Annotated in this window: 11 protein-coding genes; 6 read left to right on the top strand and 5 right to left on the bottom strand. The window is 54.2% G+C overall.

Features of this window, described 5'->3' with window-relative positions:
* Positions 1 to 6: 6 nt before the first annotated feature.
* Entirely contained in the window at positions 7 to 1,770 is a 1,764-nt protein-coding gene (locus tag P1X16_RS14915; RefSeq protein ID WP_277230491.1) for an amino acid permease, read from the bottom strand.
* Between the two features lie 220 nt (positions 1,771 to 1,990).
* Between P1X16_RS14915 and P1X16_RS14910 the strand changes: the two genes are divergently transcribed.
* The 3 genes from P1X16_RS14910 (at position 1,991) to P1X16_RS14900 (ending at position 4,737) form a co-directional block, all read left to right on the top strand.
* Positions 1,991 to 2,683, top strand: coding sequence for a carboxypeptidase-like regulatory domain-containing protein (locus tag P1X16_RS14910; RefSeq protein ID WP_277230489.1), 693 nt, complete (start codon positions 1,991 to 1,993; stop codon positions 2,681 to 2,683).
* A gap of 99 nt (positions 2,684 to 2,782) precedes the next feature.
* Positions 2,783 to 3,490, top strand: a complete 708-nt coding sequence (locus P1X16_RS14905) for a carboxypeptidase-like regulatory domain-containing protein (RefSeq protein WP_277230486.1) — start codon at positions 2,783 to 2,785, stop codon at positions 3,488 to 3,490.
* A 137-nt stretch (positions 3,491 to 3,627) separates the two neighbouring features.
* Positions 3,628 to 4,737, top strand: coding sequence for a lipocalin family protein (locus P1X16_RS14900; RefSeq protein ID WP_277230484.1), 1,110 nt, complete (start codon positions 3,628 to 3,630; stop codon positions 4,735 to 4,737).
* Positions 4,738 to 4,817: 80 nt separating this feature from the next.
* Here P1X16_RS14900 and P1X16_RS14895 read toward each other — a convergent pair whose 3' ends face one another.
* Together P1X16_RS14895 and P1X16_RS14890 are read right to left on the bottom strand one after the other, a co-directional pair.
* Positions 4,818 to 6,245: an SBBP repeat-containing protein gene (locus tag P1X16_RS14895; protein WP_277230481.1), complete on the bottom strand. Its 1,428-nt coding sequence runs from the start codon at positions 6,243 to 6,245 to the stop codon at positions 4,818 to 4,820.
* Between the two features lie 471 nt (positions 6,246 to 6,716).
* Positions 6,717 to 7,898: a HAMP domain-containing sensor histidine kinase gene (locus P1X16_RS14890; RefSeq protein ID WP_277230478.1), complete on the bottom strand. Its 1,182-nt coding sequence runs from the start codon at positions 7,896 to 7,898 to the stop codon at positions 6,717 to 6,719.
* Positions 7,899 to 8,266: 368 nt separating this feature from the next.
* Here P1X16_RS14890 and hemA point away from each other — a divergent pair, with 368 nt between their 5' ends.
* A complete protein-coding gene (gene hemA / locus P1X16_RS14885) occupies positions 8,267 to 9,538 on the top strand; it encodes a glutamyl-tRNA reductase (protein ID WP_277230476.1) in 1,272 nt (423 codons plus the stop codon).
* A gap of 278 nt (positions 9,539 to 9,816) precedes the next feature.
* On the opposite strand, the gene P1X16_RS14880 is transcribed toward hemA, so the two are convergent.
* Complete coding sequence (locus tag P1X16_RS14880; protein WP_243798306.1) at positions 9,817 to 10,125, bottom strand: metalloregulator ArsR/SmtB family transcription factor; 309 nt, start codon at positions 10,123 to 10,125, stop codon at positions 9,817 to 9,819.
* Positions 10,126 to 10,377: 252 nt separating this feature from the next.
* Here P1X16_RS14880 and P1X16_RS14875 point away from each other — a divergent pair, with 252 nt between their 5' ends.
* On the top strand, positions 10,378 to 11,607 hold the full coding sequence (locus P1X16_RS14875) for a Glu/Leu/Phe/Val dehydrogenase dimerization domain-containing protein (RefSeq protein ID WP_277230471.1): 1,230 nt from the start codon (positions 10,378 to 10,380) through the stop codon (positions 11,605 to 11,607).
* Positions 11,608 to 11,721: 114 nt separating this feature from the next.
* Complete coding sequence (locus P1X16_RS14870) at positions 11,722 to 12,864, top strand: mechanosensitive ion channel family protein (RefSeq protein ID WP_277230468.1); 1,143 nt, start codon at positions 11,722 to 11,724, stop codon at positions 12,862 to 12,864.
* 160 nt (positions 12,865 to 13,024) lie between these two features.
* Here P1X16_RS14870 and P1X16_RS14865 read toward each other — a convergent pair whose 3' ends face one another.
* Positions 13,025 to 13,966 (bottom strand): TerB family tellurite resistance protein, encoded by a 942-nt coding sequence (locus tag P1X16_RS14865; RefSeq protein WP_277230465.1) that lies wholly within the window; start codon positions 13,964 to 13,966, stop codon positions 13,025 to 13,027.
* Between the last annotated feature and the right edge of the window lie 172 nt (positions 13,967 to 14,138).

Below are 14,138 nucleotides of genomic sequence, written 5' to 3'. Positions count from 1 at the left end.
GGTAATTTAGCGGCCGGCCGGCATGTGCTTTAGCCCGAGCTTGCTGTGCTTGAAGCCGTAGTTGAAGTACAAGGCTAGCCCAATAATCAGCCAGCCGAAGAACAGCAGCCAGTTGTTCACACCGAGCTGCGTCATGAGGTACAGATTAGTCAGCAGGCCAAGGGTAGGTAGCAACGAGAGGCGCTTGCGAAACGAAAGCCAAGCTAGTGCCACGCAAAACAGCAGGAACACCAGCATCGGAATATAGTGGCGGGCTTCGTCGTAACCACTGCTCAAGGCTTTCTGAAATTCCTGCAAGCCGGCCTGATTGTAGGTGAATACCAGCACGATACCCACCAACATCAGGAGCGGCACCAGGAACTGTCCGTTGATGTAGGGCACCTTGAAACGAGCATCCGACTTGCCATACGGGTCGATAATGAGGATGCCGCCGCACACTAGCGCAAAGGCGAATAGCGTACCGATGCTGGTCAGGTCGATAACGAGGTCCATGTTGAGCAGCATAGCCGGCACGCCCACGAAGAAGCCCGTAACAATGGTGCTGAACGAGGGCGTGTGAAACTTGGGGTGCACCCGAGCAAATACCGGGGGCAGCAGTCCGTCGCGGCTCATGGTCATCCAGATGCGGGGTTGGCCAATCTGAAACACGAGCAGCACCGAAGCCATGGCAAAAATGGCACTCACCGCCACCACGCCGGCCAGCCAGTTCAGGCCTACTTTCTGAAACACAAACGCCAGCGGGTCGCCCACGCCTAGTTCGGTGTAGCTCACCATGCCTGTCAGCACCAGCGTGATAATCACGTAGAGCACCGTGCAGATAATGAGGGCATAAATCATGGCTCGGGGCAAGTCGCGCTGCGGATTGTTGCACTCCTCAGCCGTAGTGGAAATGGCATCGAAGCCGATGTAAGCAAAGAACACAGCCGACACACCTTTTAGCACCCCACCAATCCCGTTCGGGGCGAAGGGGCTCCAGTTGCTAGGATTCACATAGAACACGCCCACGCCAATAACTACGGCCACCACCGTCAGCTTGAGCAGCACCAGCAGGTTGGAAGCATTCTTCGACTCCTTGATGCCAACGTATACCACTGTTGTGATGAGCAGCGTAATGAGTCCGGCCGGCAAATCAATGACCAGCCGCAAACCGCCTGGCAATTGTGGAGCCGAGGCCCAAGCCTGATAGCCTGCTAGTTGCGTGGGCGTAGCATCAGCCAAGGGCTTGCCTGCCTGCATCAATTCCAGCACCTCGTTGTAGTGCTTATGGGCGCTCTGCAGGCCCATAGTCAGCCAGATGGGAATATGCACCCCAATGCCATCCATGAGGCCCGTGAAGTAGTCCGACCAGGATATAGCCACCACGATGTTGCCGACGGCATATTCCATGATCAGCGCCCAGCCGATTATCCAGGCGGCCAGCTCCCCGAACGAAGCGTAGGCGTAGGTGTAAGCCGAGCCGCTAACTGGGATGGTAGCCGCAAACTGCGCATAGCACAGCGCCGAAAACGCGCAGGCCACGGCCGTAAACACGAACAGCAACGACACGGCCGGCCCCCCGTCGTGGGAGGCATTGCCAATGGTGCTGAAGATACCCGCCCCGATAACGGCGGCAATACCCAACGCCGTCAGGTCGCGGACGGTGAGGTGCCGGGCCAGGCCACCACCGGGAGAGTGGCCGTCGGCGTCGGCGGGCGGGCTGAGCAATAGGTCGTCGAGATTTTTGCGGCGGAACAGGCCGGTCAGGCGACTAGGAGGAAGCGGTGTAGACAAAGCAGGATAATGGTTGAGAGGGCAAAAGATACAGAATAATGCGGCGGAGCTGCATATCAAGTCCTCGGATGACTAGTCTAGCGTGAGTTGGGTAAGAAGCGGCAGTAGCCCCGTGCCTTCCGATTCCGGCCTGATTTTTAGATAGATTCTTCTTACACTGGTGTGAATTTTAACCTGAGCTAGCATCTATCAGGTAATTCCATTTCCTAATTCTATACGCATGGCCATTTCTGTTCCGTTGCCCTGCCCGAAATCTTGGGCCGCCATGACGCCCACCACCGCCGGCCGCTTCTGCGGCAGTTGCCAGCATGAAGTTGTGGACTTCTCCCAAATGAGCGAGGCGGAAGTTATAGCTTGGCTAGCGCAGCCCACGGCCGGCAGTGTCTGCGGTTACTTTCGGGCTGGGCAATTTGCGGCACCACCTGCACCATGCTGGCGCCGCTGGCTGGTAGCCACCGTGGCATTGCTGGGCCTAAAGCCGCTATTAGCCGCCGACGAAGTGGCGGCCTTTTCACCGCTACGTCCCATACCGCGCCCCACCGAACAGGCCGACACGCACGCCACTGCTCCCAAAGGCCAAGTTGCCATCCGAGGCCGCGTCCTCGACGACTCCACTGGCCTGGGTGTGCCCGGTGCCGAGATATTCATCGGCGACACCAAATACGGCGCCGTCACGGATGAACAAGGCAACTTTAGCTTCACGATGCTGCAAAAATGGGCACCTGTGCAGAAGAACCGTGTGCAGTTGCGGGTCCAAGGCAGTCCTTTCGTGCACAAGCAGCAACTGGTATCCGTGAAAACTTCTCCTGCTGCTGCCCCACTCTTGGTGCGGCTAAAGTCGGTACCCGGCCGAGGACAAATTATGGGTAAGATTATGCGCCACAATCCGCCGGCAAAACCGCTATTAAAGTAGGCGTGGTCTTCTGATGGTGGAGCCATCAAAAATATTCTGTGGCCACGTGTGGAATCTAGTGTGGTCTGGCATCAACTAGTTGAACCCAATGACTAACCAATGCGCACCCGCACTACACTCACCGTCCCAACGCCCTGCCACGAGAACTGGGCCACCATGACTGCCACCACGCAGGGCCGCCATTGCGCCGCTTGCAACAAAGTAGTGGTGGACTTTACAGAGAAAACCGACGCCGAAATTCTAGCTCTGCTTAGCCAAGTCAGCTCAACCTGCGGCCGGTTTCGGGAAGACCAGTTGCAGCGGCCGTTGCTTCCACCACCGATGCCCACTCCCCGCTGGCGGACATGGGTGGCGGCTACGGCGGCAGTGCTAGGGCTGCGGGAGGTGGCTGCTGACACCAGTGTAGCGCAACATGCTCCCGACCAAGTTCATATTAGTACGGCTATCACCGAGCCGCTGGCGTCTCCACTTCCACCGCTTGGCACCAATGTAAGAGGTTGGATACGGCTACCAAACGGCATGGCGCTGCCCAGTGCTACAGTTAATGTTGAGGGCAGCACCATCCAAACTGTCACAGCAGTCGATGGCAGTTTTTCATTGTTACTACCATCAACAAATGAAAGTCAGCTACTCTTGACGCTAATTATTCAGGCGCAAGGCTATGCGCAGCAAAGGGTTACCGTCGCACTTGAACGCAACTCACTGGAGTCGTTGAATATCTACTTAGAACTATTAACTCCCACAGTACCAATGCCTATAATAATGGGTGGTCTTTCGGCAACATCCCGGCCAGTTCGGCGCCGTTAGTCACAGCTTCCGACCACCTATTTAATAGAATGCGACACTCCTGCCCAAGCTGAAATCCATACCTAGCAGGTGCACAATGCTGCTCGAATTCACAGCTCGACCAAACCTTTCCGCCCCTGAAATCCTTATTGCGGGGTATGAAGAACCTGCTCCTTACTATTTCCATCCTGCTATTCACCGCCACCGGTTGCTCCCTCAAACCCACTAATAAGTACGACGTTCAGGCCGAGCGAGCACAGTTGCCGCAGGAAGAAGCCGTGCACAAACAAAACTCCTTGGAGTGGTGGTACTTCACCGGCCACCTGCGCGACAAAGCCACCGGCGAGACGTTCGGGGTGGAATACGTGTTTTTCCACTTCAACGTCACGGGCAAGAAGGACTGGCAAATGGTCAACTTCGCCCTCACTGATCCGCAGCAGAAGCAGTTCCGCTACGACTACAAGGTGGAGCGCCTACCCCAGTTGCTGGCTGCCAACCTACCCCTCAACCTGGCCACCCAGAAAAAAGACCAACGCTGGACCCTAACCGGTCAGGAAGGCCGCTACCACTTGCAGGCCCGCATGGCCGCCCACCCCGACCAGGCCATCAACCTGACTACCACTCCCGCCAAACCGGTTCTGCTGCACAGCGGCACTGGCTACGAGAAGTACGGTCCCACTGCCACTGCGGGCTACTACAGCTACCCCCGCCTCGCGGCTAGTGGCACCTTAGAAATAGCCGGCAAAACGCGCCAAGTGGAAGGCGAACTATGGTACGACCGGCAGTGGAACTGCAACAGCGTCACGACCAAGGATTTGGGTTGGGACTGGTTCAGTATTCAGCTAAACGAGCCCCAAGAAGAAATCATGGCTTACCAGCTCTACAACAGAGGCACTGGCCAGCACATCGGGGGTGGTTCGCACTACGGCACGCAAGCCCAGAACACTCACCTCAACGAAGAGGATTTTCAGCTGGAAACCACCGATTACTGGACGAGTCCCCACTCGCGGCTGCGCTACCCCAGCAAGTGGCGTCTGCGCATCCCAAGCAAAGGCTACGACCTCACCATCACGCCCGTCATGCCCGACCAGGAGCTAACCCTAAAGCTGTTTGCGGGCATCAAGATGCACTATTGGGAAGGAATGTGCCGCGTGGAAGGCACGCACAACGGCAAGCCCGTCACCGGCAACAGCTACGTGGAAATCACCAATCGCAGCGAAGCCAAGAAAGCCCGCGAAGCTTCCGAGACGATAACCGCCAAGGAATAGTAGCAACGTCGGTATTATACTTTAAACAAACAGCCCGCTTCCCTTTGTGAAGAAGCGGGCTGTTTGCTTGTAATAATGAGCTATTGCACTACTAAGCGGCCACCGTATTGCAGACCCTTTGGGTCAGTAGCACGCAACAAGTATGTACCGGGGGCAAGACCAGCTATTGAAACCTGTGTGCTTGCAACGGAAGCAATAGTGACGCTTTTCCGAATGGAACGACCAAGAGCATCTGTTATCATCACTTGTGTTCCGACGGGCAACGAGGGCAGAAAAACAATTTCAGTGGCCGGATTCGGGTTGAAAGTCAAGCTCCGCAAGGTAGTAGCTGCGGCTGTGGCCAATGGCTGCATGCCAAGCTTGGCTACAAATGGCATCAGCGGACCACTGAGTATGTGGGTACCAAAAGTAACTGGCCCAGCAATCATACCACTCACATACACCTGTCCAGTTGCATCTACGCCCACGGATGTGCCTATATCAGAACTAGGTCCACCCGCCTGCTGAGCCCAACGCAAGTTCCCTTGTGTATTATAGCTAGCCACAAGAATATCCGAATTGCCTTGGCTATTCAGGGTGGTAGCCGCATCTAGCAGGGCAGAACCTGCAAATTGTCCGGTTACGTAGGTGTCTCCGGAAGGTGTTAGTGCCAACCCATTAATAGCGGTATATTGACTGCTACCAACGGTACGCGCCCACTGTGCTGATCCACTCGGGTCAAACTTTACCAAGTAGCCGTTGGTCTGTCCAGATGTTGTGAGGGCTAGCGAGCCAAATGCAGTAGCTCCCTCATACACTCCTGCCACATACGTATTACCTGCCGCATCTATGCCCACCGCATTAGGTTGAACTTTTGTGGAGCCAATGCTCTCCCGGGCCCATTGCAGGTTACCGGTTGCATCAAAGCGCGCTACAAACATCTGGCTTTGGGTACTAACAGTTTGCAGCGATACGCCCTCCAAGTTTAAACTTCCATTAAAAGATCCACAAAGGACAGCATTGCCTGTGGCATCAACAGCCACTGCGGAAGCACCACCGTATGGTGAAGTTAAAGCATTACCGACTAGCTGGCCTTGACGAACCCAGGCTACATTACCATCAGAAGTTAGCTTTAGCAGCACTGGCACGTGCTCTAGCGCAGTGTTATTCAAAGTAGTGGTGCCCACTGTAGCTTCACCTTTCAGGCCACCTGCTACATATACGTTGCCTGCCGCATCTACAGCAATTCCGTTACCTATCATAGAATCCACGTCGTCGGTAGGCCCACCGAAGCTACGGGCCCACAGCACAGTTCCATTTGCATCGTAACGCGCTACAAATAAGTCCCTACTAACAACGGATGCTCCTTGCAACATAGTCACGTCATCGAAAATAGCATCATGCTGCAGCGTACCGGCTATGCTTACATTACCAGCAGCATCCACTGCCACGCCGTTCACAGACTCCGAGCGGAAGCCTGTAATTTGTCGTGCCCATAGCACGGCACCTTGCGCATCTAGCTTTGCCAAGAAAGCGTCACCCTCGCTGCTATTTGCAGAAGGGCTAGTGAATGTCGAACTCCCAAATTGTGCTGTACCCAAAAAACCACCAACCACATACGTGTTGCCGTCAGCATCAGTAGCGGCAGCACGCGCACCTGCTGTTGCTAAACCCAAGCGTTGCACTCGCTGCCACGCTAGAGGTGCTTGTTGAGCAAAAGATGATGTACTAATTGTTAACAACCCCGCTAATACCGCCCCACTGAGAGTGGAATATACCTTCATAGGTAAAAGTGAAAATGATAGATAGAAACACGCAGAATAGCTCAACAATCGGACCGAATGAGCTTCGTCAGCCGATCTGAATTAAATGATGATTTCCACTTCGGAAATCTTTACTGTCCTGCTTTATTCCAAAGAGGGTAACACAGCTAGTTATGGTTGTATAAGACGTATAAAATATTTTTAAAGCTTAATAATATAGCTGCTATCTAAGTAGGCTTATCCCTTCAGTATCAAACGAAACGTAGTGCCGCGGCCTACTTCACTCCACTTCACAAAAAGCTTGCCTTGGTGATAATTCTCGATGATGCGCTTGGCCAAAGCAAGCCCGAGTCCCCAACCACGTTTTTTGGTAGTATAGCCCGGTAAGAACACTCGGTCGATTCGGCTTTTTGGGATGCCTTTGCCGGTGTCGGTGATGTCAATGGCAATGGATTTTTTGTCGCGCACGGGGCGGCGCAGATGCAGTGTGATACTGCCTCGGCCATCCATAGCATCCACTGCATTCTTGCAGATGTTCTCTATTACCCAATCAAAAAGCGGGATGTTGAGTAGCGCGGGGGTGTCGGTCGGCAGGTCGGTCTTTATTTCGAAGACCACCTTTTTTGATACGCGGCTTTGCAAGTAGGAAATAGCGTTTTGGGTGGTGCGCAAGATGTTTTCGGGTTTGAGCACTGGCACCGAGCCAATATTGGAGAAACGCTCCGTGATAATCTGCAACCGCCGGATGTCTTTCCCTAGCTCTTCTACAATCGGCTCATCCTTAAACCTTTCGCTTTCGCTCAAATACGTTTGCCAAGCCATCAAACTGCTAAGCGGGGTACCGAGTTGGTGTGCTGTTTCCTTAGCCAAGCCCACCCATACCCGGTTTTGCTCGGAGCGGCGTGAGTAACTAAACGCGAAGTAGGCAATAACCCCAAGGCAGGCAATAACGGCCAGCTGCACCAGCGGATACGTTCGGAGCTGGGCCAGTAGTGCCGAGTCCTTGTAGTAGATATAACTGCGCTTTGAAGCGCCCAACTCGATGATGATAGGCGGGTGGGCTAGCTGCATTGCCGAAATTTCCCGCTGCAAAAGAGCAGTAGTGGCCTGCTGGCTCAATCCCTTCGGAATAGCAACATTCTTAGCATCCACGATATTACCAGCATCGTCGGCCACAATAACCGGAATGGTCTTGTTGGCTTGGATAATCTCGTCCATCAGAAACGACACGTTGGACTGCTCCTCGGTGTTGGTGATGTAACGCAAGGTCTTGGAAAAGAGGGCAATTTGCTGTTGTTCCCGCTCTGATACGCGCTGCACCAGCACGTTGGTATAGATGACGGTGGCGGCCGCAATGAGCAGTGCTACTGCTATGATGAGCAGCTTAATGCGGGTTTTTTGGTCGTAAATGGCTATCAAGGACGTAAGGAAGGCAACGAAAGATGAGGCAGCTCGCAACGAAAGACCTAAGCAACCATTTGGTGTGCCAGTACGAGTAGTCTACCAGAACGGGTGCTTACACGAAGGTACAACTCCTGCTATTGCGGGATGCGGCACCGCATAAAGTAGCCTTACTGAGGAGTTTGGAGCGGCCAAAAACGTCGTTGCTGCGCGTCAAGCTGACGTTGCTTGCAACTATTTTCAGTGGCCTGATAACGCAAAATGTCGCTTACAAGTGTCTTACTGGTAATTTAAACTTTCGCTGAACCACACGGTCCTCCTCGCTGTTTTCATCATATCGATTTGTGCCGTAATTTTGCCGCCTGCAATTGCAGTTGCCATTCGCTATGCCTCACCCCTTCAAGGCCGTCAGCCTGTCCTTCAAGAAAGCTCCCCTGGAAATCCGGGAGTTGATTGCGCTGGACGAAGCCGCCTGCCGCCGCTTTCTGCATACTCTTCACCACGAGTTAGCCCTCACCGATTTGCTGGTGCTTAGCACATGCAACCGGACCGAGGTGTACTACGCTGCCGACCGTGACCAGAGCCCGGCCATCATTGAGGCCCTAGGTGAACTCAAGAACTTGGCCAACGTTAGCCAGTACTTCCCTTACTTCGATATCCTCGACTCTGCTGACGAGGCCGTGCAGCACCTCTTCGACGTGGCCATGGGCCTCGATGCGCAGGTGGTAGGCGACCTGCAAATCAGCAACCAAGTGAAGCAGGCCTACCAATGGTCGGCCGATGAAGATGCGGCCGGCCCGTTTTTGCACCGGTTGTTGCACACGGTGTTCTTCACCAACAAGCGCGTGCAGCAGGAAACCTCTTTCCGCGACGGTGCCGCCTCCACTTCCTACGCCGCACTGGAGCTGGTAGAAGAGCTAACTGCCGATGTAGCCAACCCCCGGGTGCTGATTGTAGGCTTAGGAGAAATCGGCGAAGACGTTTGCCGCCACTTCGGCGACAGCAAGTTCTTCACCGACGTCACGATCTGCAACCGTACCCGTTCGAAAGCTGCCATCTTGGCCGCCGAGTGTGGCCTCAAGATTCTGGATTTCGAAGACTTGGCGCAGGGCCTCAAGGAGGCCGACGTGATTATCTCGTCTATCAATGCGCCCACGCCTTTCTTCACCCGCGAGTTGGTAGCTAACCTAGACGTGCTGAGCTACAAGTTCTTCATCGACCTCTCGGTGCCGCGCAGCATAGAGAGTGATGTTGAAACCGTACCGGGCGTGCTGGTTTACAATATCGATTCCATCCAGAGCAAAGCTTCGGCCGCGCTTGAGCGGCGCTTGGCCGCCGTGCCGCAGGTACGCGCCATCATTGCTGAAAGCATTACGGGCCTTAACGACTGGAGCAAGGAAATGCTGGTGTCGCCAACCATCCAAAAGCTGAAGAATGCGCTAGAGCAAATTCGGCAGGAAGAGATGGACCGCTTCCAGAAGAAGATGAGCCCCGAGGAAGCTCGCCGCATGGATGAGGTAACGAAGTCGCTGATGCAGAAGATCCTCAAGCACCCGGTCATTCAGCTGAAAGCCGCCTGCAAGCGTGGCGAAGCCGACCAGCTCATCGACGTCCTCACCGACCTGTTCGACCTGGAAAATCAGCCAACAGTAGCTTAATTGCCCTTACCAATACAACAAGCCCCTGCCGCTAAGCTAGCGGCAGGGGCTTGTTGCTTTACTGGATCTACATTTGGCCCAATACGAAGTTGTCATTCCGACGCAGGAAGAATCTGAGTTCAAGTACTGAACTGCATATTCCTCCTACGTCGGAGTGACAGGCGCGTGTAGCGTGCTACAAGACAGAAAATGCTTGTAAGATCAATGAACCTACCACCAATGAAAAAAGACCGTCAAATGGCGGTCTTTTTCAGGTTTGCGCAAGCTTAACGCTTGTACTACATCGTGTCGCAGCACTCCTCGAGCGAGTCGATAACGTCGAGCAGCTTCGGAATGGAAAGCGAGTAATAGATTTTAGTGCCCACTTTGAACGAAGACAGAATGCCACGGTCTTTGAGGGTAATCAAGTGCTGAGAAGCAATTGCTTGAGGCAAATCGAGCGTACGGTAGATTTCCGTTACGGTCATTTTATCCTCTTTGCCAAGCAAATCTACTATGGCCAACCGCTTTGGGTGAGCCAGTACTTTAAGCATGGCAGCGGCCTTATCTACTTTTTTGGATTCTACGCGTGAGAGCAAGGGTTTCATACTGATGGACAACGGTGGCTGAAAAACGAAAAAGAGCAGTTCCGTCAGGAATATAACTAATACGATATTTCTGATGGAAAGAGTTCCTGTGAATGAAAATCCCCCACAAAAAATTTGGGCACCTCTTTAGTCTAACGCGCGAGGTTCCAAAATAAGTGCATTAGAGGCTCCGAGACCGGAGGCTCTACGTGAGCTACGTACCTTTGTTCCACTGAAACATACTTTTTCCTACCCCACCCCAAAATTTTTTACATGAAAGACCTACTAGCTAAATTCGAAAATAAGCGTCCGGAAATCGTTTTTGAGTGGAAGGATGCCGAAACCGAAGCAGAAGGCTGGGTGGTAATCAATTCGTTACGAGGTGGCGCGGCTGGCGGCGGCACCCGCATGCGCAAAGGCCTTGACAAGCGTGAAGTAGAAAGCCTGGCCAAAACGATGGAAGTGAAGTTCACGGTATCTGGACCGGCCATTGGCGGCGCTAAATCGGGAATCAACTTCGACCCGCAGGACCCGCGCAAACGGGGCGTACTGGAGCGGTGGTACCGCGCCGTTATTCCTCTACTCAAGGCGTACTATGGCACCGGCGGCGACCTGAACGTAGACGAAATTCACGACGTAATTCCCATCACCGAAGACTACGGCCTCTGGCACCCGCAGGAAGGCATCGTGAACGGGCACTACCGCGCCACCGAGCCCCAAAAGATTCAGAAGCTAGGCCAACTGCGCCAAGGCGTGGTGAAAGTGCTAGAAGACGCCAGCTTCACGCCTGACCTGCGCCGCAAGTACACCGTGGCCGACCTGATTACGGGCTACGGCGTAGCCGAAGCCGTACGGCACTACTACGAGCTTTGGGGTAGCCGGTCGGTGGTCGGTAAGCGCGCCATTGTGCAAGGCTGGGGCAACGTGGGCGCTGCCGCGGCTTACTACCTTGCCAGCCAAGGCGTGCGTATTACTGGCATCATCGACCGGGCCGGTGGCCTGTTGCGGCCCGAAGGCTTCACACTAGAAGAAATCCGGGCATTGTTTCTTAACCGCATCGGCAATGCCCTCACGGCCGATAACCTCTTATCGTTCGAGCAAATCAATCAGCAGATCTGGCAGTCCGGAGCGGAAATTTTTATTCCGGCCGCCTCGTCCCGACTGGTTTCGCGGGCGCAGGTAGAGCAGCTGATTGCGGGCGGACTGGAAGTTATTTCGTGCGGAGCCAACGTGCCATTTCAGGATTCGGAAATATTCTTCGGTCCGACTGGTGAGTTTGCCGACCAGCACACCTCCGTCATTCCCGACTTCATTGCCAACTGCGGCATGGCCCGCGTGTTTGCTTACTTGATGGAAACCAACGCCGAAATTACCGACCAGGCTATTTTCGGCGACACTTCCCGCGTAATCCGCCAAGCCTTGGCCCGTACTCGTCAGCAAGGCGATGCTACGACGGGTTTGGCGCAGAAGTCCTTTGAAATGGCTTTGCGGCAGCTTGTATAGCTTTAATGCAAGTGGTACGATTTTGGTAACGGGCAGCAGCTTGATAATTAAGGAAATTCAACTGTTAGCCTATTCGTTTTGTACTACTATTTGTTATTCATCAACTACTTTAAGATGACTTTGCACGAATTTCTGGACTATCGTTTCCTTGGCAACGATGTACGGTCTTATTTGTGGTGCGTAGGTATTCTGTTGTTTGGCTTCGCTTTCAAAACCTTGCTGTCGAGGCTACTGTCGAGGCTGTTGTTTCGCTTCATCCGCACCAAAACCGAGGGCGTAGCTGAGCACCACTTTCAGGCACTGCTTATTCAACCCTTATCGGTAGTTATCTTTTTGGTGACCACCTACTTTGCGTTCCAGGTGCTTGATTATCCAGTGCGTAGCAACGAAATAACGCACAACGAACCGGCCGTGAAGGTGTTCTTCTTCCGCCTGTTTCAATTGGCCGTTTTTTCGGGTATCGGCTGGATTATGCTCAGAGTCATCGACTTTGCCGTTATGGTGTTTCAGCGCCGTGCCGAAGCTACCCCGTCGCACCTCAACAACCAGCTAATTCCTTTCGCCAAAGACTTGTTGAAAGTGCTGGTTATCACCTTCACGTTCTTGGTGATGCTAAGCCGGGTGTTCGGCGTGAACGTGACGGCCCTGATTGGGGGCTTGGGTATCGGGGGCCTAGCCGTGGCCTTTGCTGCCAAAGAAAGCTTAGAGAACCTGATTGCCTCGTTCACCATCTTCCTCGACCGGCCGTTTGCAGTGGGCGAGTTGGTGACGGTTGGGGGCATCACGGGCACCGTAGAGAAAGTAGGCTTCCGCAGTACCCGGTTGCGCACGGCCGAGAAAAGCTACGTAACCGTACCCAACAAGAGCATGATCGACAAACCGCTCGACAACCTCTCGTTGCGCACCGCCCGGCGCGTAAGCTTCACGCTGAATCTGAGCCAGAGCACAACCAGCGAGCAGCTCCGAGCCATTGTGGAAAGCGCCCGTGCTGTTATCGAAGCTCACCCGTTAGTGGAGGACCCGGCCGAAGTGAAGTTCGCCGCCCTCACACCTACCGCCCGGGAAGTGACCGTACAGTACTTCGTGCACACGGATAGCTACATTGAATACCTCGACGTGAAAGAAGCGCTTAACTACAGTCTAATTGAGGTAGTAGAGCAGCACGGCGGGCAGTTTGCCAACGCAGGCACCACCATCGTGCAGTTAACTAACCCAGCGGATAGTCTCAATCCAGCCACTCCTACTCTATCCAGCTAGATGGTCTCCCTCACGGCAGAGCACATACTCTCGTCGTAAGAAATGCCAATTCATAAAACGGCAGGCGCACTTACTACGCAAGCTTCCAGACCACCAAAAAGCCGGCTGCTCCATCAGGAACAGCCGGCGTTTTGGTGTTGAATTGAATTGCTAAGCGTTATTAGCGGCCACCGAGTAGGCCGCCAAGTAGGCTGCCCATACCGCCACCGCCGCCAAGCAAGCTGCCGAGCCCTCCGCCGCCAGCACTACGCGGAGCAGAGTTTGGCTGGCCGCCAAGGCCCCCAAGAATAGACATCAGGGAACCAAGACCACCGCTGCCTACGTGCGAGCCTTGCTGCGGTATATTGCCATACGAGCTTTGGGCACCGCCTCCACCGAGTACCCCACTCAGCAAGCCACCGCCCAACAAGCCACCGAGCATGCCACCCATCGAGCTGCCGCCCATGGCGCTACCCATAGCACCACTGAGCAAGCCACCCATCGAGCCGCTGCCGCCGAGCATGCCACCGCCCATAGCACCACCACGGCCGCCCATCACCCGCGAAAGGACCATGGGAGCGGCAACGCCAAGCAGGCCCGCCATCAGGGCACCTTTGGGAATGCCTACATTGGAAAGTTTATCGGTAATGCCGCTCAGGAAGCCTTGCTTGGCCGGGTCGTTGGCATCGTGCGGTACGCTGGCCGCTTGGTCGACCACTTGCTCCAGAGCTTGGGTTTGCTGCTGATTAACGCCGAGGTAGCTGGCAATTTTATTTACCATAGCTTCCTCATCGTTGGCATACGCCCCATCGGCGCGAGCAAAACTAATCAGGTCCGTTATCAGAGAGAAGCGCAACTCACTGCCTCTCAGGGCATCTAAGTTGGCTTGTACGCTTTGATTGGTAGAGTCTTTGGCTGCTGCCAACACTTGCTGCGTGGCACCGCCCGAAAGACCCGCTTGGTGTGCTAGCTGTTGCAGAAACTCGATTTCGGCGGCGGAAGCCTCGCGGTCAGCAGAAGCTAGGCTGGCAATAACACTCAGATAGGCCGCTTTTTCTTGGTCGGAATAGTTCTGCAGGAGTTGGTTGTCATCCATGGTGTTTAAGAAGGAAAGGGTGGACATATAATTTGTGTCCTTAACGCACCCGCTCTGATTAGGTTGATTTTAGCGCTCTGCATTCAGGTAGTAGCACTCACTACCTCTTGCTGCTAGTACACGCTCATCCTTCTTAACTACTTGAAAACGCACAGCCACAGCGGGCTCGTTCATACCCTCGGCCTACTTACCGGCTTCA

The sequence above is a fragment of the Hymenobacter sp. YC55 genome, assembly GCF_029433095.1.
In the GTDB taxonomy this organism is placed as follows: domain Bacteria; phylum Bacteroidota; class Bacteroidia; order Cytophagales; family Hymenobacteraceae; genus Hymenobacter.
The sequence above is the reverse complement of the archived record's forward strand: the minus strand, read 5'-3'. Positions and strand labels throughout refer to the sequence as shown.

Bases quoted from the DNA above. Each gene is read 5' to 3' on its own strand.
- P1X16_RS14910 (WP_277230489.1), top strand. From the start codon at position 1,991: ATGGCCATTTCTGTTCCGTTGCCCTGCCCGAAATCTTGGGCCGCCATG.
- P1X16_RS14905 (WP_277230486.1), top strand. From the start codon at position 2,783: ATGCGCACCCGCACTACACTCACCGTCCCAACGCCCTGCCACGAGAAC.
- P1X16_RS14900 (WP_277230484.1), top strand. From the start codon at position 3,628: ATGAAGAACCTGCTCCTTACTATTTCCATCCTGCTATTCACCGCCACC.
- hemA (WP_277230476.1), top strand. From the start codon at position 8,267: ATGCCTCACCCCTTCAAGGCCGTCAGCCTGTCCTTCAAGAAAGCTCCC.
- P1X16_RS14880 (WP_243798306.1), bottom strand. From the start codon at position 10,125: ATGAAACCCTTGCTCTCACGCGTAGAATCCAAAAAAGTAGATAAGGCC.
- P1X16_RS14875 (WP_277230471.1), top strand. From the start codon at position 10,378: ATGAAAGACCTACTAGCTAAATTCGAAAATAAGCGTCCGGAAATCGTT.
- P1X16_RS14870 (WP_277230468.1), top strand. From the start codon at position 11,722: ATGACTTTGCACGAATTTCTGGACTATCGTTTCCTTGGCAACGATGTA.
- P1X16_RS14865 (WP_277230465.1), bottom strand. From the start codon at position 13,966: ATGTCCACCCTTTCCTTCTTAAACACCATGGATGACAACCAACTCCTG.